Source organism: Sandarakinorhabdus sp. (assembly GCF_040398665.1).
In the GTDB taxonomy this organism is placed as follows: Bacteria; Pseudomonadota; Alphaproteobacteria; order Sphingomonadales; family Sphingomonadaceae; genus Sandarakinorhabdus.
Genome location: NZ_JBBATQ010000001.1, coordinates 166,056 through 188,761 on the forward strand (window position 1 = coordinate 166,056; position 22,706 = coordinate 188,761).

24 protein-coding genes are annotated in these 22,706 nt (G+C 67.5%); 19 read left to right on the forward strand and 5 right to left on the reverse strand.

The annotated features are described in order from the left end of the window. Position 1: 1 nt before the first annotated feature. From hemC to ABWP22_RS00800, 5 genes are all read left to right on the forward strand, one after another. Positions 2-883 carry a hydroxymethylbilane synthase gene (hemC, locus tag ABWP22_RS00780; RefSeq protein WP_353198019.1) on the forward strand — a complete coding sequence of 294 codons (882 nt, stop codon included), beginning with the start codon at positions 2-4 and terminating at the stop codon, positions 881-883. After that, on the forward strand, positions 883-1,551 hold the full coding sequence (locus tag ABWP22_RS00785) for a uroporphyrinogen-III synthase (RefSeq protein ID WP_353198020.1): 669 nt from the start codon (positions 883-885) through the stop codon (positions 1,549-1,551). The genes hemC and ABWP22_RS00785 overlap by 1 nt, the downstream gene beginning before the upstream one ends. A gap of 9 nt (positions 1,552-1,560) precedes the next feature. Beyond that, entirely contained in the window at positions 1,561-2,568 is a 1,008-nt protein-coding gene (locus ABWP22_RS00790) for a hypothetical protein (RefSeq protein WP_353198021.1), read from the forward strand. Beyond that, a complete protein-coding gene (locus ABWP22_RS00795) occupies positions 2,565-3,959 on the forward strand; it encodes an MFS transporter (RefSeq protein WP_353198022.1) in 1,395 nt (464 codons plus the stop codon). Before ABWP22_RS00790 ends, ABWP22_RS00795 begins: the two co-directional genes overlap by 4 nt. 73 nt (positions 3,960-4,032) lie before the next feature. Continuing rightward, positions 4,033-4,542 carry a DUF1003 domain-containing protein gene (locus tag ABWP22_RS00800; protein ID WP_353198023.1) on the forward strand — a complete coding sequence of 170 codons (510 nt, stop codon included), beginning with the start codon at positions 4,033-4,035 and terminating at the stop codon, positions 4,540-4,542. Between the two features lie 170 nt (positions 4,543-4,712). On the opposite strand, the gene ABWP22_RS00805 is transcribed toward ABWP22_RS00800, so the two are convergent. Beyond that, on the reverse strand, positions 4,713-5,210 hold the full coding sequence (locus ABWP22_RS00805) for an SH3 domain-containing protein (protein WP_353198024.1): 498 nt from the start codon (positions 5,208-5,210) through the stop codon (positions 4,713-4,715). Positions 5,211-5,287: 77 nt separating this feature from the next. Between ABWP22_RS00805 and ABWP22_RS00810 the strand changes: the two genes are divergently transcribed. From ABWP22_RS00810 to ABWP22_RS00820, 3 genes are all read left to right on the forward strand, one after another. Further along, positions 5,288-6,283, forward strand: a complete 996-nt coding sequence (locus ABWP22_RS00810; protein ID WP_353198025.1) for a 2-hydroxyacid dehydrogenase — start codon at positions 5,288-5,290, stop codon at positions 6,281-6,283. Between the two features lie 165 nt (positions 6,284-6,448). Beyond that, positions 6,449-7,456: a zinc-dependent alcohol dehydrogenase family protein gene (locus tag ABWP22_RS00815; RefSeq protein WP_353198026.1), complete on the forward strand. Its 1,008-nt coding sequence runs from the start codon at positions 6,449-6,451 to the stop codon at positions 7,454-7,456. 62 nt (positions 7,457-7,518) lie between these two features. After that, positions 7,519-8,202 carry a DUF1223 domain-containing protein gene (locus tag ABWP22_RS00820; RefSeq protein WP_353198027.1) on the forward strand — a complete coding sequence of 228 codons (684 nt, stop codon included), beginning with the start codon at positions 7,519-7,521 and terminating at the stop codon, positions 8,200-8,202. Between the two features lie 105 nt (positions 8,203-8,307). On the opposite strand, the gene ABWP22_RS00825 is transcribed toward ABWP22_RS00820, so the two are convergent. Then, complete coding sequence (locus tag ABWP22_RS00825) at positions 8,308-9,726, reverse strand: NAD(P)H-dependent flavin oxidoreductase (protein ID WP_353198028.1); 1,419 nt, start codon at positions 9,724-9,726, stop codon at positions 8,308-8,310. Between the two features lie 156 nt (positions 9,727-9,882). Between ABWP22_RS00825 and trmB the strand changes: the two genes are divergently transcribed. The 5 genes from trmB to ABWP22_RS00850 all read left to right on the forward strand — a co-directional run bounded on the left by trmB (position 9,883) and on the right by ABWP22_RS00850 (position 14,505). After that, positions 9,883-10,599 (forward strand): tRNA (guanosine(46)-N7)-methyltransferase TrmB, encoded by a 717-nt coding sequence (gene trmB, locus ABWP22_RS00830; protein WP_353198029.1) that lies wholly within the window; start codon positions 9,883-9,885, stop codon positions 10,597-10,599. 70 nt (positions 10,600-10,669) lie between these two features. Beyond that, positions 10,670-11,620 (forward strand): acetyl-CoA carboxylase carboxyltransferase subunit alpha, encoded by a 951-nt coding sequence (locus ABWP22_RS00835; protein ID WP_353198030.1) that lies wholly within the window; start codon positions 10,670-10,672, stop codon positions 11,618-11,620. Between the two features lie 44 nt (positions 11,621-11,664). Continuing rightward, positions 11,665-13,095, forward strand: a complete 1,431-nt coding sequence (locus ABWP22_RS00840; protein WP_353198031.1) for a M48 family metalloprotease — start codon at positions 11,665-11,667, stop codon at positions 13,093-13,095. Next, on the forward strand, positions 13,095-13,493 hold the full coding sequence (gene mutT, locus ABWP22_RS00845) for an 8-oxo-dGTP diphosphatase MutT (protein ID WP_353198032.1): 399 nt from the start codon (positions 13,095-13,097) through the stop codon (positions 13,491-13,493). The genes ABWP22_RS00840 and mutT overlap by 1 nt, the downstream gene beginning before the upstream one ends. A gap of 76 nt (positions 13,494-13,569) precedes the next feature. Beyond that, positions 13,570-14,505, forward strand: a complete 936-nt coding sequence (locus tag ABWP22_RS00850) for a ribose-phosphate pyrophosphokinase (RefSeq protein WP_353198033.1) — start codon at positions 13,570-13,572, stop codon at positions 14,503-14,505. A gap of 9 nt (positions 14,506-14,514) precedes the next feature. Here ABWP22_RS00850 and ABWP22_RS00855 read toward each other — a convergent pair whose 3' ends face one another. Continuing rightward, complete coding sequence (locus ABWP22_RS00855) at positions 14,515-14,745, reverse strand: hypothetical protein (protein ID WP_353198034.1); 231 nt, start codon at positions 14,743-14,745, stop codon at positions 14,515-14,517. A gap of 80 nt (positions 14,746-14,825) precedes the next feature. On the opposite strand from ABWP22_RS00855, the gene ABWP22_RS00860 reads away from it, so the two are divergent. The 6 genes from ABWP22_RS00860 (at position 14,826) to ABWP22_RS00885 (ending at position 19,402) form a co-directional block, all read left to right on the forward strand. Beyond that, positions 14,826-15,845 (forward strand): alanine racemase, encoded by a 1,020-nt coding sequence (locus tag ABWP22_RS00860; protein ID WP_353198035.1) that lies wholly within the window; start codon positions 14,826-14,828, stop codon positions 15,843-15,845. Then, on the forward strand, positions 15,842-16,618 hold the full coding sequence (locus tag ABWP22_RS00865; protein ID WP_353198036.1) for an MlaE family ABC transporter permease: 777 nt from the start codon (positions 15,842-15,844) through the stop codon (positions 16,616-16,618). The genes ABWP22_RS00860 and ABWP22_RS00865 overlap by 4 nt, the downstream gene beginning before the upstream one ends. Then, positions 16,615-17,370 carry an ABC transporter ATP-binding protein gene (locus ABWP22_RS00870; RefSeq protein WP_353198037.1) on the forward strand — a complete coding sequence of 252 codons (756 nt, stop codon included), beginning with the start codon at positions 16,615-16,617 and terminating at the stop codon, positions 17,368-17,370. Before ABWP22_RS00865 ends, ABWP22_RS00870 begins: the two co-directional genes overlap by 4 nt. Beyond that, the gene (locus tag ABWP22_RS00875; RefSeq protein ID WP_353198038.1) at positions 17,367-17,942 is read left to right on the forward strand and encodes a sigma-70 family RNA polymerase sigma factor; all 576 of its coding nucleotides are present in this window, start codon (positions 17,367-17,369) and stop codon (positions 17,940-17,942) included. The genes ABWP22_RS00870 and ABWP22_RS00875 overlap by 4 nt, the downstream gene beginning before the upstream one ends. Further along, positions 17,939-18,718 (forward strand): anti-sigma factor, encoded by a 780-nt coding sequence (locus ABWP22_RS00880; protein WP_353198039.1) that lies wholly within the window; start codon positions 17,939-17,941, stop codon positions 18,716-18,718. Before ABWP22_RS00875 ends, ABWP22_RS00880 begins: the two co-directional genes overlap by 4 nt. Positions 18,719-18,850: 132 nt before the next feature. Then, the gene (locus ABWP22_RS00885) at positions 18,851-19,402 is read left to right on the forward strand and encodes a fasciclin domain-containing protein (RefSeq protein WP_502951070.1); all 552 of its coding nucleotides are present in this window, start codon (positions 18,851-18,853) and stop codon (positions 19,400-19,402) included. Between the two features lie 63 nt (positions 19,403-19,465). Here ABWP22_RS00885 and ABWP22_RS00890 read toward each other — a convergent pair whose 3' ends face one another. Both ABWP22_RS00890 and ABWP22_RS00895 read right to left on the reverse strand, forming a co-directional pair. Further along, a complete protein-coding gene (locus ABWP22_RS00890) occupies positions 19,466-20,662 on the reverse strand; it encodes a trypsin-like serine protease (protein WP_353198040.1) in 1,197 nt (398 codons plus the stop codon). Between the two features lie 90 nt (positions 20,663-20,752). Beyond that, the gene (locus ABWP22_RS00895) at positions 20,753-22,576 is read right to left on the reverse strand and encodes an ABCB family ABC transporter ATP-binding protein/permease (RefSeq protein ID WP_502951073.1); all 1,824 of its coding nucleotides are present in this window, start codon (positions 22,574-22,576) and stop codon (positions 20,753-20,755) included. Positions 22,577-22,706 lie beyond the last annotated feature (130 nt).

Below are 22,706 nucleotides of genomic sequence, written 5' to 3' on the forward strand. Positions count from 1 at the left end.
GCTGGCACAAGCGCACATGACCGCCGCGGCGCTGAAAGCCGCCCATGGCTGGGCCGACGACGACGTGGAGATCGTCGTCATCCAGACCACCGGCGACAAGGTGCAGGATCGCGCGCTGGCCGAAATCGGCGGCAAGGCGCTGTGGACCAAGGAGCTGGACGCCGCGCTGATCGATGGCCGCATCGATATTGGCGTGCATTCGATGAAGGATGTCGAAACCCAGTTGCGGGACGGCATTGCGCTGGCCGCCATGCTGCCGCGCGCCGATGTGCGTGAACGGCTGATCGGCGCGACCAGCATCGCCGCGCTGCCACAGGGAGCGCGGGTCGGCACCTCATCCCCGCGCCGCGCCGCGCAAGTGAAGGCGCAGCGCCCGGATATCAGCACCGAAATCCTGCGCGGCAATGTCGCCACCAGGTTGGCCAAGGTGGAATCCGGCGCCATCGATGCCACCTTGCTGGCCGCCGCCGGGCTGGATCGACTCGGCCAGTCGGTCGGCAGCCTGATCGAGCTGGACGCGATGCTGCCGGCCAGCGCCCAGGGCGCGGTGGGCATCACGGCGCGCGAAGGCGATGTGATGACGCTGCTGCGGCTGGCGCCGATCAATCACCCGGATACATTCATGTGCGTGTCGCTGGAACGCGCCTTTCTGGCGGCCTTGGGCGGCACCTGCCATTCCCCGGTCGCGGCGCTGGCGCAGTTGACCGGTGACACCATCGCGTTCCGGGCCCAGCTTCTCGCCGAAGACGGCAGCGAAGTGCAGGCGGGCAGTTTCAGCGCCCGGATTGATCACGCACAGGCGCGCGTCGAGGCGCTGGCTGCCGAACTGCTCGGCCGCGCCGGCCATGCCCTGCGCGGACTGTTCCACCCGCCCGGCGCCTGATGCGCGTACTTGTCGTTCGCCCCCAGCCCGGCGCAGCGGCGACCGCGGCGCGGGTGACGGCGCTGGGCCATGCGCCGCTGCTGCACCCCCTGCTGGCCACAGAGCCAGCGGACTGGACGCTGCCAGCCACCCCGCCCGACGCCGTGATCCTGACCAGCGCGGCCGCCGCGCGGCTGGCCGGGCCACAGGCACAATCGCTGCTCCACCTGCCCGCCCTGTGTGTCGGCACCGCGACCGCCGCTGCCGCGCGCGCCGCCGGCTGGACAGATGTGCAGGCGCAGGATCCGATGGGGCCGGGCACGGTGCAGGCGCTGCTCGATGGCGCAACCGCCGGCCCGTACCGCCACCTGCTGCACCTGGCCGGCGAAGACCGCACCGCCACCCAAGTGCCCCCCGGCCTGACGGTTGACGTGGTGATCCTGTACCGCGCCGTGCTGCAGCCGCTGCCGCTGCTGCCCGATGCGACGGCCGTGCTGCTGCATTCGCCGCGCACCGCCCGGCAGTTTGCCAGCGAATGGGATCGGCTGGGCGGGCAGCGCGCGGAGATCGCGGTGCATGCCATCAGCGCCGCCACCCTGGCCGCCGCCGGGCCGGGCTGGCGCGCCGCCCACACCGCCGCCCATCCGGACGACGATGCCCTGCTGGCGACGCTGCCCAAAGCCGGCTAGGGTGAGGCCATGAACGAGCCGTTCGACCGGGGTGACATCAACGAGGCCAGCCTGGCCGCGACCGAGCGTCTGCGCGCCCGGTTGATGTCGCAGCCCGCCACCAGCACCCGCCCGGCGCCGCGCAGCGGACTGCCCTGGGCGGTGGCCGCCGCGCTGTTTGCCTTTGCCGCCGGCATCATCGCCAATCCCTGGTTCGAACAGGCGGTGCGCGGCCGGCTGCCGTTCGTGCCGACGCCGGCGGTGATCGCCGATCCGGCCACGGCAGCACTTGCCGCGCGGCTGAAGACCCTGGAAGCGCGGGCGCAAACGGCGGCGGCCGGGGCACCGGTGGTTGCCGCCGAACGCCTCGCCGCAACCGAAGCCCGCGTGGACAGCAGCACCGATCAGATCGAACGTGATGCCCAGCGCATCGACACCCTGACCGGGCAGGTCAGCCAGTTGACCGCACGGCTGGCGGTGGAGGAAGCCCGCGACGCCAATCTGATCACCGCCGTTCAGGCCAGCGCCGATCGCGCCGAAGCCATGCTGACCGTGCTGCTGCTGCGCCGGGCGGTGGCCGCCGGCCGGCCGCTCGATGCGCTGTTGCCCGCCACGCGCCGATTGTTCGAGCCGCGCCATGGCGACGCGGTGGCCGCGGTGGCCGCGGTGTCGGCGCAGCCGGTCACACCGGCGCGGCTGGCGCGCGATCTGGCCGGGCTGGCCGATCAGGCGCGCGGCGATGCGCGGCCCAATTGGTGGCAGGCATTGATGGACCGGGTGCAAGCGGCATTTTCCGGCGCGGCCACCGGCAGCCCGGTGGCCCAGGCACAGTCTGCGATGGCGCGCGGCGATCTGGCCGGCGCGGCCGCGCGGCTGCGGGCCAGCCCGGCCGCCCGCTCCGAACCGCTGGTGCGCGCCTGGCTGGCCGACACCGATCGATTGCGCGCGGCCGAAGCGGCGCTGGCCGAACTGGAAGGCGCGGCGGCCGAAGCGGTGCCCCTGCCTGGGCCGGCTCTGGCACCCGGCGCAAATCCTTGAGCCAAGCCGCCGCGCCACCATCCCGAGCCGCCGCCGGCTGGGTGATCGCCCAGGCCGGGCGTGACCCCTATATCATCCTGGTCTCCATCTATATTTTTGCCCCGTGGTTTGTGGCCAATGTCGTCGGCGATCCGGTGATCGGGCAGGCGCTGATCGCGCAGATCGGCAAATGGGGCGGCTGGGCGGTGATGGCGACGATGCCGGTGCTCGGCGCCGCGGTCGATCGCCTGGGGCCGCGCAAGCCCTTCCTGGCGCTGGTCGCGGCCCTGATGACCTGCCTGGCCGCCAGCCTGTGGTTTGTGGTGCCGAAAGACAGCGGCCTTGATGGTCTGGGGGTGGCCTGGGTGATGTTCGTCGGCGCCAGCATGACCTGGCTGCTGTCTGCACATGAAACCCTGCACAATGCTTTGCTGGTGCCCGCGGCCGGGATCTCCGGCGCGGCGCGGGCCAGCGGGCTTGGCCTGGCGATGGGCAATGCCACGGGCGTGGTGATGCTGGTGGCGCTGCTGTTCGGCTTTGCCTTGCCCGGCACGGTGGACTGGGCCTTCCTGCCGGCCCAGCCCTTGTTCGGGCTCGATCCGGCGCTGGGCGAACCGTCGCGGCTGACCGGCCCGATTGCGGCGGTGCTGATGGCGGTGGGGATCGTGCCGTTGCTGCTGTGGTCGCCGGATCGGCCGCGCACGCAGGCCAGAATGGGTGCGGCGCTGGTGGGCGGCCTGGGCGATCTGCTGCGTCTGTTCCGTGAGGTGCGCGGCAATGCCAATCCCCTGCTCTATCTGCTGGCGCGGATGCTGTTCACAGATGGATTGACGGCGATCCTGCTGTTCGGCGGCGTGTTTGCCGCAGGCGTGATGCAGTGGGGCACGCTGGAGATGCTGGGCTATGCGGTCACGCTCAGCACGGCGGCGGTGGCCGGCGGGCTGCTGGCCGGCCGGCTGGATACCTGGCTGGGCCCGCGGCGTGCGTTGATGGCCGAACTGGCGGTGCTGATCATCATGGAGGCGGCGTTGCTGGGCAGCGGCCGTGCGCGCATCCTGTATCAGACGGTGGCGCCGATCCGCGTGTGGGATGCACCATTTTTTGCGACGCTTCAGGAACTGGTGTTCCTGGGGCTGGGCTGCGGCCTCGCCATCACGGTGACCGCCGCCTATGCCTCATCGCGCACGCTGATGACCCGGCTGGTGCCGCCGGAACGGCTGGGGGCGTTTTTCGGCCTGTATGCGCTGTCGGGTTCGGCGACCATGTGGCTGGGGCCGCTGCTGGTGGAACATGCGACGCGCGCCGGTGGCAGCCAGGCGGCGGGGTTCATTCCAGTGATCGGCCTGCTGGCGGTGGGGCTGCTGCTGGTGGGCTTCGTGCGTGGCGGCGGGCGGTTGCAGGCTGACGGGTGAACCGGATTGCCGGCGACCTGCTTGTCGATCACCATGGCTGTGCCGGGCCGCTTCACCACGGGATCATCGCCAGATGCGCAACGCAGACCATATCGACATCGACCGGTTGCGCCGCCTGCGGGAGCGCCGTGCCGAAAACCGCAAGCAGCCGGCCGCAGCCGCAGCGCCGCTCACCCTGGGCCAGCGCGTGGCGGACCGGGTGGCGATCACGATGGGATCATGGTGGTTCATCATCATCCAGTCGGTGGTGCTGGCGATCTGGGTGACCCTGAATATCGCCGCCTATATGGGCCAATGGGATCCCTATCCGTTCATCCTGCTCAATCTCGTGCTGTCGTTCCAGGCGGCCTATGCCGCGCCGATCATCATGATGAGCCAGAACCGGCAGCAGGATATCGACCGCCGCGACGCCGCCAATGATTACGAGATCAACGTGAAGGCCGAATTGGAGATCGAACTGCTCCACGAAAAGATCGACGCGCTGCGCGAGCAGGAAGTGGTGATGCTGACCAGGGCCGTGCAGGAGCTGACGCAATTGCTGCATGCCGCCGGCCATCTGCCGCCGGGCAAGGCGCCGGCCTGATGCTGACGCGCCCCTCTCCCTTGAGGGGAGAGGCGAGACGCGCGCCAGCGCGCCGGGTGAGGGTGAACCCGCACCCCGAAACAAGAGGCCACCCTCACCCGCTCGCCGAAGACGGCGAGTCGCCTCTCCCCTCAAGGGAGAGGGGCGCACCAGTCTCGGTGCGATCGACCCTATCCCTCGATCTTCTCGCGGGCGTAGGTGCCCCACATCTCGCCGCGCAGGATATAGCCGGATTTGCCGTCCTTGCTCACCCGGCACCACATGTCTTCGCACAGGGTGATGGTCACCACCGCACCGGGGGCGATGCGCCAGGCGATGCGGCTGTTCACATCGGGGGCGACATACATCAGGCGCACCTGATCCTTGATGATGCCGGTGCGCTGGCCGGCCAGCAGCGCCTTTTGCATCCAGCCGATCTCGCCATCGGGGTCGCGCACCTGGCGCCAGATTTCATATTCCTTCAATATTTCCATGGGCAGGCCGGGGCGGCGATATTCCCATTTGATCGGGAAGCGTTCGCCGGGGCCGCTGCGCATCATGGCCTTGCCGCGCTTGATCGACACAAAGCGCGGCTTCGGCAGATCGGTGGTGCCGTCAGCAAAATCCGTGGCCACGACAGGCGCGGCAAAAAAGGCCAGCAAGGCGGCCACAGGCAACAGGCGCAGCATGGCTTTCTCTTGACCGTTCGGCCGTTGCCGCGCAAGCCTTGGCGACTCGCCAACGCTCCTGAATTCGGGTTCCCCTCATGCCGAACACGCCGCGCCCCAAGGTCATCGTCACCCGCCGCCTGCCGCAGGCCGTGGAAACCCGCATGGCCGAATTGTTCGATGTGGAACTGAACCTGACCGACACGCCGTTCAGCCAGGCGCAACTGGCCGATGCGGCGCGGCGCTGCGATGTGCTGGTGCCCACGGTGACCGATCATCTGGATGCCACGGTGTTTGACGCCGGCCGCGACGGCGGCAAGCTGAAGCTGTGCGCCAATTTCGGGGTGGGCGTCGATCATCTTGATCTGCACGCGGCGCGCGGCGCCAAGGTGACCGTGACCAACACGCCCGGCGTGCTGACCGACGACACTGCCGACATGGTGATGGCGCTGATCCTGTCCGTGCCGCGCCGGCTGGGCGAAGGCGAGAAACTGGTGCGCGCTGGCGATTGGCAGGGCTGGTCGCCCACCGGGATGCTGGGCCATCGCATCACGGGCAAACGGCTGGGCATCGTCGGCATGGGCCGCATCGGCAGCGCGGTGGCGCGCCGGGCGCGGGCCTTTGGCCTGACCGTGCATTATCACAACCGCACCCGCCTGCCGGCCAGCGCCGAGGCCGAGATGGAAGCGACCTGGTGGGCCGATCTGGATGCGATGCTGGCGCGCGTCGACATCATCACCATCAACTGCCCGCACACGCCCGACACCCACCATCTGATCGACGCCCGCCGCTTTGGGCTGATGCAGAAAAGCGCCTATCTGATCAACGCGGCGCGCGGCGAGATCATCGACGAAAATGCCCTGTGCGAAGCGCTGGAGCGCGGCCAGATCGCCGGCGCCGGGCTGGACGTGTTCGAACATGAACCCGCCGTCGACCCGCGCCTGCTGGAACTGCCCGGCGTCGTGGTGCTGCCCCACATGGGCAGCGCGACCTTCGAAGGCCGCCAGGCGATGGGCGAGAAGGTGATCACCAATATCCGCGTGTGGATGGACGGGCATCGCCCGCCGGATATTGTTTTGGAAGGTTGGATCTGACGGCTCCCCTCCCGCTTGCGGGAGGGGCTGGGGGTGGGTTTCACCGCAATTACCAACCTCAATCACTGAAGTTCGACATTCCCACCCCCAGCCCCTCCCGCAAGCGGGAGGGGAGCCGCGCGCGCAAATCGGCCTAGGCTGCTCCCAACCCACAGGAGCCCCCCCATGAAAGCCATCCGCCTTCGCCACCCCGCCGGCATCGACAATCTGCGCCATGAAGACATGGCCAGCCCCGGCGATCCCGGCCCTGGCCAGATCAAGGTGCGCATCCGCGCCAGCAGCCTGAATTACCATGATTATATCGTCGTGGTCGGCGGCATCCCCACACCCGATGGCCGCATCCCGATGAGCGACGGCGCCGGCGATGTGCTGGCCGTGGGCGAAGGCGTCACCGAATTCCGGCCGGGCGACCTGGTGGTCTCCACCTTCTTCCCGACCTGGCTGGATGGCCGCCCCTCGATGGCCGGCTTTGCTGGCGTGCCGGGTGATGGCGCCGATGGTTATGCCGTGGAGGAGGTGATCGCCCCGGCCACCAATTTCACCCACGCGCCCTTCGGATACAGCCACGCCGAAGCCGCGACGCTGACCTGCGCCGGCCTGACCGCCTGGCGCGCGCTGGTGACCGAAGGCCAGCTGAAGGCCGGCGATGTCGTGCTGGTGCAGGGCACCGGCGGCGTCTCGATCTTTGCGTTGCAGTTCGCCAAGGCCATGGGCGCGACGGTGATCGCCACCAGCAGCAGCGACGAGAAGCTGGCGCGGCTGCAGGCGATGGGGGCCGATCATGTGATCAATTACAAGACGACCCCCGGCTGGGGCGGCGAGGCGATGCGCATCACGCATGGCCGCGGTGTCGATCATATCGTCGAGATCGGCGGCGCCGGCACCCTGCCCGAATCGATCACCGCCTGCGCGATCGGCGGCCATATCAGCCTGATCGGCGTGCTGGCGGGCTTTGCCGGGCCGGTGCCCACCGTGCAATTGATGGCCAAGCAGATCCGCCTGATCGGCATCACCGTCGGCACCCGCCGCCAACAGCAGGACATGATCCGCGCCATCAACCAGAACGGCATCCGCCCGGTGATCGATTCGCAGTTCCCGCTCGCCGAGCTGGGCGCCGCCTTCCGCCACCAGGAATCGGGCAAGCATTTCGGCAAGATCTGCGTCGATCTCTGAGCGCCTGTATCGATTGCGGCGTTTGGCACGAACAGGAGAGGCCCCTGTTCGAAAGCCCTCCCATGCGCCGCCTCGCCGTCCTGTTCGCCGCCCTGTCCCTGATCGCCGCGCCGGCGCTCGCGGCCGATGCCGCGCACCCCAGCGTGATCGAATTGTTCCAGAGCCAGGGCTGCTCCTCCTGCCCGCCCGCCAATGAAAATGTGATGGCGCTGGCCGATCGGCCCGACCTGTTGGTGCTCAGCTTCGCCGTCACCTATTGGGATCGGCTCGGCTGGAAGGACCGTTTTGCCAAGCCGGAATTCACCCAGCGCCAATATGCCTACCGCGATGGCCTCAAGCACGACAATGTCTGGACCCCGCAAACCGTGATCAACGGCCGCGTGGACGTGACCGGCATCCGCGCCGCCGAATTGGGCCGCGCGGTGACGGGGGGCGCGCGAACCGACGCGACGCCGAGCCTGACCGAAAAGGCCGGCCGCATCGATCTGGGTGCCGGCACTGGCAAGGCGGACGTCTGGCTGGTGCGCTATGATCCCAGGATCGTGCAGGTTCCGGTACGCGCCGGCGAAAATGCCGGCCGCACCCTGCCGCACCGCAATGTCGTGCACGATTTGGTCAAGCTCGGCGCATGGACCGGAAGTGCCGCGCATTGGGCGCGGCCGGCGGCAACGCCGGGGCTGGCTGACGCGGTGCTGGTGCAGCGGCCGGGCGGCGGCCCGATCCTCACGGTGCTGCGGCTGCGTTGAAAAGCCGCCAATCCACGCTCGCTGAAGGTGACGCGCGCCCCAAAACACCCAGTCATCCTGAAACAAGTTCGGGATGACTGGTGCGTTTGCCGCGTGCGGGCGACCTCACTCCCCAGTGCGCAGCCGCTCCACCAGTTGCTTCACCGTCGGAATGAAGCCGTTCGAATACCAGGGATCGCTGGAAAAACGATAGGCGCTGTGACCGGCGAAGGCGAGATTCTGCTCCGGATCACCGCCGTGGGCGATATCCTGCAGCGTCTTCTGGATGCAGAAGCTGCGGGGATCAGCCAGCCGCCCGGTGCTATTGGTGTCGGTGTCTTTCCAGGCCGAAAAGCCGCAGTGCGATAGGCAGCCCATGCAATCGGCCTGATTCTTGCGGATGTCGGCGCGTTCGGCCGGGGTGACGAACACCAATGTGTTGTCCGGCGTTTTCAGCGCTTCGGTGAAACCGGCGCCGTGCCATTCGCGTGCGTGCAGCAGATCGCCGCCGGTGACGAAAAAGCGTTTGCTGCCCACGCCGACATCCAGCGCAAACTGGTGATCGCCCGTCGCTGTGGTCGAAAACGCGATCTGCCGTTCACTGCGGGTTTCCAGCGCGCGCAGGTAGGGGTTGCGGATGGCCGACGAATAGAACCCGGTCGGCGAGAATTTGTGCAGCAGGATATCGCCCTCGTTCAAATGCAGCAGCCGTTCCTTCCACGCCTGCGGGATCGGGCTTTCCTGGGTGAGCAAAGGCCGGGTGCCGAACTGGAACACCACCTGGCCCAGTTCGGGATTGTCGAACCAGTTGGCCCATTCGTCCAGCCGCCACACGCCGCCGGCCATGACGATCGGCACCGATTCGGACACGCCGAGTTCGCGCATGGTGGCGCGCAGTTCGGCGACGCGCGGATACGGGTCCTGGGGGCTGCGCGGGTCTTCGGCGTTGGAGAGGCCGTTGTGGCCACCGGCCAGCCAGGGATCTTCATATACCACCGCGCCCAGCCATTCGGCGGCCTTGGAATAGGCGCGTTTCCACAACGCGCGAAAGGCGCGGGCAGACGAGATGATCGGATAATAATGCACGCCATATTGCGCGGCGATTTCGGAGAGTTTGTAGGGCATGCCCGCCCCGCAGGTCACGCCGTTCACCAGGCCGCGCGTGCCTTCCAGCACGCCGTGCAGGATGCGCTGCGCCCCGCCCATTTCCCACAACACATTGATGTTGATGGCGCCGATGCCGCGCTGCAATTCCGGGGCGGCGATCTCATAGGCACGCTGGACCTGGGCGATGCCGCCCGCGATGCCATAGTGCACCAGTTCCTCATGGCGATCCCGGCGCGTGGCGGAACGGTAAATCTGCGGCACGATGTTGCCATCGTCATCATAGCTGTCGGCATTGACCGCGCTCACCGTGCCGACGCCGCCGGCCAGCGCCCAGGCGCCCGACGAGGCATGGTTGGTGGCGGAAACGCCCTTGCCGCCTTCCACAAGCGGCCACACTTCGCGACCGCCCATTACCAGCGATTTCACACCCGACAACATCCGGCCCCAATCTGTAACGGCCGGCTTGGTTCCGGCGAAACCTCTCTTGCGGCAGATTTGTGGCAAAGCGCAAGCAGCGCGCGTGCCGACGGCGTTTTGGTGCGGCAATGCTGGGCGGCCTTTTCGCCGCGCCGGCAATCGGGCATTGGCCGCTGCATGGCCGATTCGACCGCATCCGACGCCGCAGCGCCGGTTTCAGACCCCACCACGCTGCGCCGCCTTTATGGCCGGCGGCAGGGCCATGCGCTGCGGGCCGGCCAGGCGGCCCTGTTTGCCGATCTGTTGCCGCATATCGCCGTGCCCGAAGCCGGCGCGCTGACAGCGACAAGCCTGTTTGGCCACGATTGCCCGCTGTGGCTGGAAATCGGCTTCGGCAAGGGTGAGCATATGGCCGCCCAGGCCGCCGCCCATCCGGATGTCGGCCTGATCGGTGCCGAACCGTTCGTTGATGGTGTGGTGGGCGCGTTGATGGCCGTGCGCGATGACGGCCTTGCCAATGTCCGCATCCATCACGGCGATGCCTTGGATGTGCTGGAGCGGCTGGCGCCGGCCAGTGTGGATCGGGTGTTCCTGCTGCATCCCGATCCGTGGCCCAAGGCCCGTCATGCCAAGCGCCGTTTCATGAACCCCGGCCCGATCGACCGAATCGCCCGCGTGCTCAAACCCGGCGGCGAGTATCGTTTCGGCACCGATCATCCGATCTATTGCCAGTGGGCGCTGATGCAGATGGCCAAGCGCCGCGATTTTCACTGGCTGATCGACGGGCCGGCCGATTTCCAGGTGCGCCCCGATGATTGGCCGCAAACCCGGTATGAAGCCAAGGCGCGGCGGCTGGGCCACGAGGTCTGGTATTTCCGCTGGCAGCGCGCCTGACCGGCCTGCGACAGGGTGAAACCATGGCGGCAGTTGACCAAAGCGCGAATTTTCGCCTAGGCCCACAGATGTGAGCACCTATCTCGACTTTGAAAAGCCGATCGCCCAGATCGCACAGCGCGCCGCCGATTATCGCGCCGGCGGCGATGAAGCCGGCGCGCGCCATGCTGATGGCGCGGCGCGGCGGCTGCTGGCCGAAACCTATGCGCGCCTGACGCCCTGGCAGAAGACGCTGGTCGCCCGCCATCCGCAGCGCCCGCATTTTTCCGACATGGTGAAGGTGCTGGTCGAAGATTTCCTGCCGCTGGCCGGCGATCGGGCCTTTGGCGAGGATTCGGCGATCATCGGCGGCATCGGGCGCTTGCGCGGCCAGAATGTGCCGGTGATGGTGATCGGCCACGAAAAGGGTCGTGATACCGCCGCGCGCGTGCGCCACAATTTCGGCATGGGCCGCCCCGAAGGCTATCGCAAGGCGGCGCGGCTGGTCGAACTGGCCGGGCGCTTCAATGTGCCGGTGGTGACCATCGTGGACAGCGCCGGCGCCTACCCCGGCGTCGATGGCGAAGCGCGCGGCCAGGCCGAAGCCATTGCCCGCGCCACGTCCGCGTTTCTGGCCGCTCCCGTGCCGATCATCGCGGTGATCACCGGCGAAGGCATGTCGGGCGGTGCCATCGGCATCGCCGCGGCCGACCGGGTGATCATGATGGAACACGCCGTCTATGCCGTGATTTCGCCGGAAGGCTGCGCCTCCATCCTGTGGCGCGCCGCCGAAAAACAGGCCAACCGCGCCGGCGACGCCGCCGAAGCGATGCGGGTGAGCGCCAGCGAGTGCAGGAATCTGGGCGTGGTGGACAATATCGTTGCCGAACCGCTGGGCGGCGCCCACCGCGATCCGGCCGCGGCCATTGCGTCCCTGACCATGGCGATCGCGGCCGAACTGCAGCCCTTGCTGGTACAGCGCCCGGCCGAACTGATTGCCCAGCGCCGGGCCAAGTATCTCGGCATGGGCCGCCAGCTCTGATCTGCGGCTGGCGCGAAACGCACGCTTTGGGGTAATATTGCCCCATGAACCGCCTCCCCCCCCTGTTGTCCGCGGCCCTGTTGCTTGGCCTTGCCGCCCCTGTGCTGGCGCAGGCCCCGCCCGGCCTGACCGAAAGCGAGCGCCGTGAAGGCGCGCAGGCCCATCCGCAGATCCTGCAACAATTCGGCGGCGCGATGAGCGGCCCGGTGGCCAATTATGTGCGCGGCGTCGGGCAGAAGATTGCCGTGCAATCGGGCGGCGGCGCGCGGGCACAGGATTACAATGTCACCTTGCTCAACAGCAATGTGAACAACGCCTTCGCCATCCCCGGCGGCTATGTCTATATCACAAGGCAATTGCTGGCGCTGATGAACGACGAAGCCGAACTGGCCTTCGTCATGGGACACGAGGTCGCCCATGTCGCGGCCCGCCACGGCCAGAAGCGGCAGAATCGCGCCATGCTGTCCAACATATTGGCCGGCGTGGCCGGCGCCATCACCGGTTCCGATCTGGTCGGGCGCGGGGCCGGGCTGGTCGCCGGGCTGACCACGCTGGGCTACAGCCGCGAGCAGGAGCGCCAGGCCGACAGCCTGGGCGTGCGCTACCTGGCCACTGCCGGCTATGATCCGTTGGGCAGTGTCGACAGCCTGGCGGCGCTGGGCGCGCAGACCGCGCTGGAAGCACGATTGAAGGGCCAGAGCGGCGCCGAACCGTCGAAATGGCTCTCCACCCACCCGGCCAATGAGGAACGGGTGGCGCGCATTCGCGGCGAAGCCCAGACGCTGCTGCCGCGTGCCGGCGCGCGCGCCCACAATCGCGATGCGTTCCTGAATGCCATCGATGGCCTGGCCTATGATGATGATCCGGCCGAAGGCGTCGTGCAGGGCAGCAGTTTCCGCCACGGCGGGCTGCAATTGGCGCTGTCCGCACCGGCCGGCTATGTGCTCGGCAATGGCGCCGAGGCGTTGAGCGGGCGCGGGCCGAATGGCGCCAGTTTCGAATTTCGCGCCGCCACCACCCGCGCCGGCGATCTGAACGCCATTGCCGCGGCACGCTGGCAGCAACTGGGCGTGACCGCACCGCCGATGCGAGCCACAAGCATCAACGGGCTTGATGCGGTGACCGGCAGCATCCGCGCCGGCACCAATCAGGGCCCGGTGGAGGCCACGCTCACGGTCTATCGCTGGACGCCGCAACTGGCCTTCACGCTGATCGCCATCGCACCGCAGGGCCAGGCGGCGGCGATTGCGCCGGTCGCCGCCAGCGTCCGCAAGCTGAGCGCGCAGGAAATCGGCACGATTCGCACCCGCCGTATCCAGGTGGTGCGGGTGGCAGCCAGCGATACCGTGCAGGGCCTCGCCGCCCGCATGGCCTATGACGATGATCGGCTGGCGCGGTTCCTGACGCTCAATCAGTTGGCCGGCAATGCCCGGTTGCAGGCCGGGGACCGGGTCAAGCTGGTGGTCTGGCGCTGATGCGGCTGGTGCATGTGGTGGCGGCCGCCCTGATCGCCGATGATGGACGCGTGTTGCTGGCACAGCGCCCGCCCGGCAAATCCCTGGCCGGGCTGTGGGAGTTTCCCGGCGGCAAGCTGGAGCCTGGCGAGACGCCCGAAGCGGCGCTGGCACGCGAGCTGGAGGAGGAACTCGGCATCATCGCCGGGCCGCTGCAGCCGTTCACCTTCGTCAGCCATATGTACGCCGATTTCCATCTGGTGATGCTGCTCTATTGGTGCCGGGCCTGGACTGGCGAGCCGGTGGGGCGCGACGGCCAGGCACTGCGCTGGGAACGCCCCGAAGCCATGGCCGCCTTGCCGATGCCGCCCGCCGATGTGCCGTTGGTGGCGGCGCTGGAGCAGGCGCTGGCAAGCTGACGAAGTCCACAAGGTTGCACCTGTGTGACAGGGCGGCTATGCGGCGGCGACGAAGCGACAGCGAGCGGTACGCGACATGAAGATCCTGGCTGGCAACGGCAATCCCGAACTGGCCAAGGCCATCGCCGCCTATCTGGAAATTCCGCTGACCCACGCCTCGGTGCGGCGCTTTGCCGACGAGGAGATTTTCGTCGAAATCCATGAGAATGTGCGCGGCGAGGATGTGTTCGTGGTGCAGCCCACCGCCGCGCCGGCCAACGACAATCTGATGGAATTGCTGATCTGCATCGATGCGCTGAAACGCGCGTCGGCGCGGCGCATCACGGCGGTGATCCCCTATTTCGGCTATGCCAGGCAGGATCGCAAATCCGGATCGCGCACGCCGATTTCGGCCAAGCTGGTGGCCAATCTGATCACCATGGCGGGGGCCGATCGTGTGCTCAGCCTCGATCTGCACGCCGGCCAGATCCAGGGCTTTTTCGATATCCCCACCGACAATCTGTTCGGCGCGCCGGTGATGGCGGCCGATATCCTGTCGCGCATGAGCCTGGCCGATCTGATGGTCGTCTCGCCCGACGTTGGCGGCGTGGTGCGGGCGCGCGCCCTGGCCAAGCGGCTGGGCAATGCGCCGCTGGCCATCGTCGACAAGCGCCGCGAGCGGCCGGGCGAATCAGAGGTGATGAACATCATCGGCGACGTGCGCGGCCGGCGCTGCATCCTGGTCGATGACATCGTCGATTCGGCCGGCACCTTGTGCAACGCGGCGGCCGCGCTGATGCAGGCCGGGGCGGCCGGCGTGACCGCCTATGTCAGCCACGGTGTTTTGTCAGGCGGCGCGGTGGCGCGGGTCGATGCATCGGCGCTGTCGGAACTGGTGGTGACCGATTCGATCGCCGCCACCCCGGCGGTGCGCGCCTCCAGCCGGGTACGGTTGATCACCATCGCGCCGCTGCTCGCCGAAGCCATGCGCCGCACCGCCGAAGAAAGCTCGGTCTCGTCGCTGTTCGACTGAATTCGGTGATCAATTGCCCGTGGAGCGGATCTTGACCGTGCCATCCGGCAGATAAACCTTCTCCGGCGTCACATATTCGCCCTTGGGCGTGCAGATGCCGCCCGGATCCTGGGCGCGCATCTTGGCGCAGAATTCGGTATCGGGGCGCGGTTGCGCCTGGGCGGCCGCCGGCAGGGTGCCGATGGCCAGCGTAATCAGGGTGCCGGCGCCCAGCGCGGCGAGAAGGACAGACTTGTTCATGCGCACGCAATAGCGCGCAAACGCTTGCGTGGCCATGAACAAGCTGGCTATTCGCAGGCGTGGACCTTCGCCCGCCCCCCATGGCCCGTTTGCACCTGTCCGCCGCAGCGCTGGTGGCCAATTGGCAGGATTTTGCCGCCGCCGTCGGGCCGGCCGATTGCGGTGCCGCGATCAAGGCCGACGCCTATGGCCTGGGCGCCCGCGCCGTACTGCTGCGGCTGGCCGCCGCCGGCTGCCGGACCTTCTATGTCGCGCACTGGCACGAAGTGCCGCCGTTATTGCCACTGCCGGATGGCGTCACGCTGTCGGTGCTGCACGGCGTGACCGCGGCGGAGCTGCCCGCGGCGCTGCAACTGCCGGCGCGCCCCGTGCTGATGACGGCCGCGCAGGCGGCGTTGTGGCGGCAGACCGGGCGGCCGGCCGACGCCATGATCGAGACCGGCATGAACCGGCTCGGCCTGGCGCCGGCCGACGCCGCCGCCGCGCTGGCCGGGATCGAGATTGCGGTGCTGCATGGCCATCTCGCCTGTGCCGATGAGCGCGCGCATCCGATGAACGCCGCGCAGCGCGACGTTTTTGCCGGGCTCGCGGCGCAGATTCCGGCCGGCATGCGCGCGCTGGCCAATTCGGCCGGCGTGGCGCTGGGGCCGGGATATCATTTCGATCGGGTGCGGCCCGGCATCGGCCTGTTCGGCGGGGGCTTGCTGCCCGATGGCCGGCCGTCGCGCCCGGTTGCCGCCATCGCCGCCCGCATCCTGCAACTGCGCGACGTGCCGGCTGGCGGCACCGTGGGCTATGCCGCCGCGTTCACTGCGACACGGCCAAGCCGGATTGCCACGGTGGCGCTGGGTTATGCCGATGGCTATGCGCGTGGGCTTTCCAGTGCCGGCTGGGCATTGGTTGACGGCGTGCGCTGTCCGGTGGCCGGGCGGGTTTCCATGGATTTGTGCAGCTTTGACGTCACCGATGCCCCCGGCCTGGCCGAGGGCGACTGGCTCGATATCCCGTTCGATCCGGAAACCGTGGCGGCCTTGGCCGGGCGCAGCAGTTACGAATTGCTGGTGGCGTTGGGCCAGCGTTTTGAACGGATCTGGGCATGATCGGCGTGCTCGCCGCCATCGGTGCGCCGGTGCTTGCCGGCCTTGCCGCCATCGGCCGGCTGGCGCGCTTTGCCGCGGCGGCAGTGGCGGCGCTGCTGCGGCCGCCCTGGTATCCGGGGCAATTGGCGCAACAGATGCTGATCATCGGCTGGCTGTCGCTGCCGGTGGTGGGGCTGACGGCGATCTTCACCGGCTCCGCGCTGGCGCAGCAGATCTTCATTGGCGGCAGCCGTTTCAATGCCGCCGCCACCGTGCCGGCGGTGACCGTGATCGGCGTGGTGCGCGAGCTGGGGCCGGTGCTGGGCGGGCTGATGGTCGCCGGGCGAGTCGCATCGGCCATGGCGGCCGAACTGGGCACGATGCGTGTCACCGAACAGATCGACGCGCTGGTCACGCTGCGCACCGATCCGTTCCGCTGGCTGGTGGCGCCGCGGCTGCTGGCGGCCGTGCTGGTGATGCCGGCGCTGGTGCTGGTCTCCAACGCGCTGGGCGTGATGGGCGGCTGGCTGCTGGCCACGCAGCGGCTGGGCTTCAACAGCGCGCAATATCTCGCCACGACGGCGCGCTATCTGCAGATCGACGATGTCGTCTCCAGCCTGGTGAAGGCGGCGGTGTTCGGGTTCTTCATTGCGCTGATGGGCTGTTATCACGGCTATCACAGCGGCGGCGGCGCGGCGGGCGTCGGGCGGGCGACCACCAACGCGGTGGTGTCCAGCTTCATCCTGATCCTGCTGTCCAACCTGATCATCACCGTGATCGTGTTCGGATCATGACGCCCTCAATCGCCCTGTCCGGCGTCGCCAAGCGCTTTGGCCGCCGCCAGGTGCTGGACGGCGTCGATCTGGCCGTGCAGCCGGGGACCAGCCTGGTGATCATCGGCGGATCGGGCACGGGCAAATCGGTGCTGCTGAAATCCATCCTGGGCCTGATCCCCATCGATGCCGGATCGATCCGCGTGGATGGGCAAGAGGTGGCCGGGCTGCGCGGCGCGGCGCTGGCCGCCCACCGCACCCGCATCGGCATGTTGTTCCAGGGTGGCGCCCTGTTCGATTCGCTCAGCGTCTGGCGCAACATCAGCTTTGCCCTGGGTGGCAGTGCCGCCAACCGCCGCGCTGTGGCGATCGACAATCTGGCGCGCGTGGGGCTGGGCGCCGAAGTTGCCGATCTCAAACCATCCGAGCTGTCGGGCGGCATGCTGAAGCGCGTTGCGCTGGCCCGCGCCATTGCCGCGCGCCCGCCGATCCTCTTCTTTGATGAGCCCACCACCGGTCTCGATCCGATCAACGCGGCAAAAATCAATAATTTGATCCGCACTCTCGTTAAGGATTTGAAAATAACAGCGCTCACGATTACGCATGATATGACGAGCGTCAGGGTTATCGCAGACAAGGTTGCAATGTTGCACGCAGGACGAATTATCTGGCAGGGACCGCTGGCCGCACTGGACGGCTGCGACAATGCATATGTGCGCCAGTTCGTTACCGGCAGCGCAGAAGGGCCGATCGGTGGATTGGTCGCATCGTGACCGCGCCACACGCCCATAGCGCCGGCGCCGCCGAGCTTGCCGCCTTGCTGGCGCGGGTGGCCGATGGCGATGCCCAGGCCTTCCAGCAATTTTATGATCGCACCAGTGCAAAACTATTCGGCATCACCCTGCGTATATTGATCGAGCGGCAGGAAGCCGAAGATGTGTTGCAGGAGGTTTATGTGTCTGTGTGGCGCAAGGCGGCCACGTTCGACCCGGCTCGGGCCAGCCCGATCACCTGGGTGGCGACGATTGCGCGCAACCGCGCCATCGATCGGCTGCGCGCCCGCCCGGCCCGCGCCCACGTGCCTGTCGAAGCCGCCCATGATCTTGCCGACACGGGCCCGGCCCCCGATGCGGCGCTGGTCTCCAGCCAGGATGCCCGACGCCTGCACGCCGCGCTTGGCCTTCTGGAACCGCGCCATGCCGCCGCCATCCGCGCCTGCTATTTCGAAGGCGTGACCTATGAGGAACTGGCCGTTCGCGAGGCGGTGCCGGTGGGCACGCTGAAAAGCTGGGTCCGTCGCGGCCTGATCCGCATGCGCGGCCAGCTGGAAGGCAGCGAGGCATGAGCATGACGCCGCGCGATGGCAGCCGCGACAATGGCCTGGCCGGTCTGACCGAAGCCGAAGCGCTGGCCATGGACTATGCGCTGGGCGGCATGAGCCGCGCCGAGCGCAAGGCCGCCGAAGTGCGGTTGGCCAGCGATGCCGCGTTCCGCGAAGCCGTGGCACGCTGGCAGGCATTGCTCGGTCCGCTCGATGAAACCACCGCGCCCGTGGCTCCGCCGGCGTCGCTGTGGCAGGCGATCGCCGCCGAAGTGCAGTCGGCCCGGCAGACATCGACGCCCGCAGCGGCGGTTCCGGCAGCGCGCGGCGGCTGGTGGCACAATCTGGCGCTGTGGCGCGCCGTGGGCATTGGTGGCCCGGTGCTGGCGGCGATCACCGTCGCCCTGTTGGCCATGCCGCCCGCAACCACGGTCGCACCGGCCGCTGTCAATGCCGGTCCCGCACTGGTGGCCACGCTGGCCGATGCCGAAGGGCGGCCGCTGCTGGCGGCGGCCTATGATCCGGTGGGCGGTGCCGTGCGCTTTGCGCCCGTGGCACAGGGCGGCGCCAATCAGGCGGGCAAAGTGCCGGAACTGTGGGTGATCGAAGGCCAGGCGGCGCCCAAATCGCTGGGCGTGATCGATATATCGGCCGGCAGCAGCCACGCCATCCCGCGCGAACGGCTGGCCGGGTTGAAACCTGGTTCGATCCTGGCGATCTCCATCGAACCGGTCGGCGGGTCCCCCACCGGGGCACCGACTGGTCCGATCATCGCCACTGGCGCACTGTCTGCCGCATAAGGCGGCGGTTCACTGGGGTGGCCAGCCTGCTTTGTCGCAGCGGCACTCGGCACTGCAGCAATCGATGCCCATATGGCGTACTTGCCATGTCCGCCGAACCTGGCGGGCCTGCGAGATTATGGAGCATCCCCCATGCGTCAAACCAACATGCTGCGCGCCGCGCTGTTTGCCATTGCAGCGGCCGGCCTTGCGCCTGCGGCCAGCGCCCAGACGATGGTCGGCGGTGCGGCGATGTATCCGACGAAGGACATCATCGACAACGCGGTGAACAGCAAGGATCACACCACGCTGGTCGCCGCCGTGAAGGCCGCCGGCCTGGTCGATACGCTGAAGAGCGCCGGTCCGTTCACGGTGTTTGCCCCCACCAACGCCGCCTTTGCCAAGCTGCCGGCCGGCACCGTTGAATCGCTGCTGAAGCCGGAGAACAAGGGCACGCTGACCGCGGTGCTGACCTATCATGTGGTCGCTGGCCGTTTCACCGCCGCCGATGTGGTTGCCGCCATCAAGGCGGGCGGCGGCAAGGCCGAACTGACCACCGTGCAGGGTGGCAAGCTGACCGCCTCGCTGATGGGCAATGTCGTGATGCTGACCGACGCCAAGGGCGGCATGAGCCATGTGCGCATTGCCGACGTGATGCAGTCGAACGGCGTCATCCATGTCGTCGATGCGGTTATGTTGCCGTAATCTCGCGGTCGCTGAAGGCCAGGGGGCCGGTGGCAACACCGGCCCTTTTTTGATGCGCGCGGGTCAGGCGGGGGACAGGCGGCGGGTCTGGCGCTGGCGGCGCAGTGCCGCACCGGTGAGGCCAAAGCCAAGGATCAGCATCAGCCAACTGTCTGGTTCAGGCACCGCCAGATTGGCGGCGCGGGCCAGAAACCCGATCTGTACCGACTGGAAACCGTTGTTCAGCGCCTGGGGCGCGACCGGCGCGGCAAAGCGCAAGCCGGTGATGGCGCTGAGGAAGCGGCTGTGGATCGAAACCGGCACGAAGCCGCTGAACTCGCCGAAGCTGCTGTTGAGCCTTGTGTCCACATCACCATTGGCGCGACCAAAGCTGAGGCCGAAGGAGGTCAGGGCGGCCAGCCGGCCATCCACAAACGCGGGGCCGCCCGAATCGCCCGGAGCGACGGCGGCTTCGCGGTTGCCGCGGCCCAGCCCGCAGACGCCCGCCACGATGCAACTGGCATCGTTGGCCGCCAGCCCGCTGTCAAAATCCGACAGCCAGTTGAAGCTGTTGGGGGCCGTGCCAAACAATCTGGTGAACAGGCCGCCAAAGCTGAGATCGCCCAACCGGAAATCGAAATCATTCTGTCCCACCCGCAACAGACCGCTGCCGGTATTGCTGCCCACTGCACCGCCGACCGTCGAGCGCATGCCATAGCCGGCCACTTCAAAGCCCCGGCCGGCCAGTGATACATCCGTGGCCAGATCATAGGTCTGCACCCAACTGGGGGCGGCCTTGGACAGGCGCAGCACCGCGATATCATTCTGATCGACAACCTGGCCGGTATAGTTGGGATGGACGAAGCTGCTGCTGGCCATGATCAAGGCGCGGTTGCTGCCATCGGTGGTGAACCGGCTGACATCGGAATCGGCGTGGACATTGGCCGAGAAACGCACCGTGGTTTTGCTTGGCGCTGCCGAGCCTGGACCGGTGCTCAGGCAATGGGCGGCGGTCAGCACATGGATCCGATCGGCCAGCAAGGCACCCGAACAGGCCGACGTGCTGCCATTGGCACGTTGGATGGTGATGTGGGAAACGCCACTGTGGCGCGGCATGGTCGGGGTGTAGCCCCCTGCGATCGTCAGGGTGGAACCCCTGCCGACGATCAGGCTTTCGGCTTGCCACCCATTGCCATCCGGCATGGTTCCGGCAGCGCCACTGGCGGCGCTTGGACCGCTGACGCTGGCCAGCATCGCAAGGCTCAGGACAAAATAGCGCATCTCACCGCCTCACTTTCGTAACAGATAGTGCGACAGAATGGGGCATGCTGGCAAGCGCCAGCATGGTGAATGATGATCAATAATCGTTAATTACGCCGGAGCGAGGCCGGCAATTTCGGCTTCGGCCTGTTGCAACGCCCACATCTCGGCATAGGCGCCGCCGCGCAGCAGCAGCGCTTCATGGCGGCCGCGTTCGATGATGCGGCCTCGATCCAGCACCAATATTTCATCGGCATCGGTGATGGTGGACAGACGATGCGCGATGACGATGGTGGTGCGGCCCTGGCTCACGCCGCCCAGCGCATCCTGAATGCTGGCTTCGGTGGCGCTGTCCAGCGCGCTGGTCGCCTCATCGAGGATCAGGATGGCCGGATTCTTCAGGATGGTGCGGGCGATGGCCACGCGCTGTTTCTCGCCGCCAGACAGTTTCAGGCCGCGTTCGCCCACTTGCGTGGCATAGCCGTCGGGCAGGCCGAGGATGAAATCGTGGATGGCCGCGCCGCGCGCCGCCGCGATGATGTCGGCCTCGCTCGCATCGGGCCGGCCATAGGCGATATTGTACCGGATGCTGTCGTTGAACAGCACCGTATCCTGCGGCACGATGCCGATGGCGCGGCGCAAGCTGTTCTGGGTGACGCGCGCGATATCCTGCCCATCGATCATGACCCGCCCGCCCTGAATATCGTAAAAGCGATAGAGGATGCGGCTGAGCGTCGATTTGCCGGCGCCCGAATGGCCGACCACCGCCAGCTTGGTACCGGGCGGCACGTCGAACGAGACCTCGTGCAGGATCTGCCGGCGCGGATCATAGCCGAAATTGACCGCATCGAAGCGGATGTGGCCGCCATTCACGATCAGCGGCGCGGCATCGGCGGCATCGGCGATTTCCGGTGCCGTATCGGTCAGCCGGAACATCGCATCCATGTCGATCAGGCCCTGGCGGATTTCGCGATAGACCATGCCGAGCATGTCGAGCGGCCGGAACAATTGCAGCAGCAGCCCATTGACGAAGGCGATATCACCCACGGTGAAGCGGCCCTGATTCCAGCCCCACACGACATAGGCCAACGCGCCGGCCATCAGCAGGTTGGTGATCAGGCTCTGGCCGACGTTCAGCCAGGCCAGCGACACTTCGGATTTGGTGGCGGCATCGGTGTAGCGCTTGATCGCCTTGCCATAATTCTCATTCTCATGGGCTTCGGCATTGAAATATTTGACCGTTTCGTAATTCAGCAAACTGTCTACCGCCCGCGCCGTCGCGCGCTGGTCGCTTTCCACCATCTCGCGGCGCAGCGCGGCCCGCCAATCGGTGATGCGCTGGGTATAGACGATATAGGCCACCACCATCACCAGCGTCGCCGCCACCAGTTCCGGCCCGAAGCCGCGCCAGAACAGCAGGCACACCGCGGTCAGCTCGATCACGGTCGGGAAAATGTTGAACAGCAGAAAATAGAGCATGGTATCGATGCTCTTGGTGCCGCGTTCGATCAGGCGGGTGAGCGCGCCGGTGCGACGTTCGAGGTGAAAGCGCAGCGACAATTGATGGATGTGGGTGAACACGTCCAGCGACAGGTGCCGCGCCGCTTCCTGCCCGACGCGTTCGAACACGGCGTTGCGCAAATTGTCGAACAACACGCCGGTAAAGCGCGCCAGCGCATAGGACGCGACCAGCGCCGCCGCCACCATCACGCCATCAGGTGGAGCAAGGGCCTTGGGGGCCGCCATCGCATCCAGCGCCAGTTTCAGCGTGTAGGGCATGGCGAGTGTCACGCCCTTGCCCAGCAGCACCAGAGCCAAGGCCGCGACCACGCGCAGTTTCAGATCGCCGCGCCCCGCCGGCCACAAATAGGGCAGGAACCGCCGCAACGTCCGGAAATCGGCATCACCTTGCGGCGGCGCGTGCGGGGCGGCCATGGATTGCATGGCTGCGCATATGGGCCGGGCGAGCGCTGCGCACAATGGGGCCGATTTGCTCACCCCAAACCCCACCCCCGGCCCCTCCCGCAAGCGGGAGGAGAGTCGTTCGGGCTGGTGGGGGGGGAAT

Bases quoted from the DNA above. Each gene is read 5' to 3' on its own strand.
- ABWP22_RS00785 (WP_353198020.1), top strand. From the start codon at position 883: ATGCGCGTACTTGTCGTTCGCCCCCAGCCCGGCGCAGCGGCGACCGCG.
- ABWP22_RS00790 (WP_353198021.1), top strand. From the start codon at position 1,561: ATGAACGAGCCGTTCGACCGGGGTGACATCAACGAGGCCAGCCTGGCC.
- ABWP22_RS00800 (WP_353198023.1), top strand. From the start codon at position 4,033: ATGCGCAACGCAGACCATATCGACATCGACCGGTTGCGCCGCCTGCGG.
- ABWP22_RS00805 (WP_353198024.1), bottom strand. From the start codon at position 5,210: ATGCTGCGCCTGTTGCCTGTGGCCGCCTTGCTGGCCTTTTTTGCCGCG.
- ABWP22_RS00810 (WP_353198025.1), top strand. From the start codon at position 5,288: ATGCCGAACACGCCGCGCCCCAAGGTCATCGTCACCCGCCGCCTGCCG.
- ABWP22_RS00815 (WP_353198026.1), top strand. From the start codon at position 6,449: ATGAAAGCCATCCGCCTTCGCCACCCCGCCGGCATCGACAATCTGCGC.
- ABWP22_RS00820 (WP_353198027.1), top strand. From the start codon at position 7,519: ATGCGCCGCCTCGCCGTCCTGTTCGCCGCCCTGTCCCTGATCGCCGCG.
- ABWP22_RS00825 (WP_353198028.1), bottom strand. From the start codon at position 9,726: ATGTTGTCGGGTGTGAAATCGCTGGTAATGGGCGGTCGCGAAGTGTGG.
- trmB (WP_353198029.1), top strand. From the start codon at position 9,883: ATGGCCGATTCGACCGCATCCGACGCCGCAGCGCCGGTTTCAGACCCC.
- ABWP22_RS00840 (WP_353198031.1), top strand. From the start codon at position 11,665: ATGAACCGCCTCCCCCCCCTGTTGTCCGCGGCCCTGTTGCTTGGCCTT.
- mutT (WP_353198032.1), top strand. From the start codon at position 13,095: ATGCGGCTGGTGCATGTGGTGGCGGCCGCCCTGATCGCCGATGATGGA.
- ABWP22_RS00850 (WP_353198033.1), top strand. From the start codon at position 13,570: ATGAAGATCCTGGCTGGCAACGGCAATCCCGAACTGGCCAAGGCCATC.
- ABWP22_RS00855 (WP_353198034.1), bottom strand. From the start codon at position 14,745: ATGAACAAGTCTGTCCTTCTCGCCGCGCTGGGCGCCGGCACCCTGATT.
- ABWP22_RS00860 (WP_353198035.1), top strand. From the start codon at position 14,826: ATGGCCCGTTTGCACCTGTCCGCCGCAGCGCTGGTGGCCAATTGGCAG.
- ABWP22_RS00865 (WP_353198036.1), top strand. From the start codon at position 15,842: ATGATCGGCGTGCTCGCCGCCATCGGTGCGCCGGTGCTTGCCGGCCTT.
- ABWP22_RS00870 (WP_353198037.1), top strand. From the start codon at position 16,615: ATGACGCCCTCAATCGCCCTGTCCGGCGTCGCCAAGCGCTTTGGCCGC.
- ABWP22_RS00880 (WP_353198039.1), top strand. From the start codon at position 17,939: ATGAGCATGACGCCGCGCGATGGCAGCCGCGACAATGGCCTGGCCGGT.
- ABWP22_RS00885 (WP_502951070.1), top strand. From the start codon at position 18,851: ATGCGTCAAACCAACATGCTGCGCGCCGCGCTGTTTGCCATTGCAGCG.
- ABWP22_RS00890 (WP_353198040.1), bottom strand. From the start codon at position 20,662: ATGCGCTATTTTGTCCTGAGCCTTGCGATGCTGGCCAGCGTCAGCGGT.
- ABWP22_RS00895 (WP_502951073.1), bottom strand. From the start codon at position 22,576: ATGGCCGCCCCGCACGCGCCGCCGCAAGGTGATGCCGATTTCCGGACG.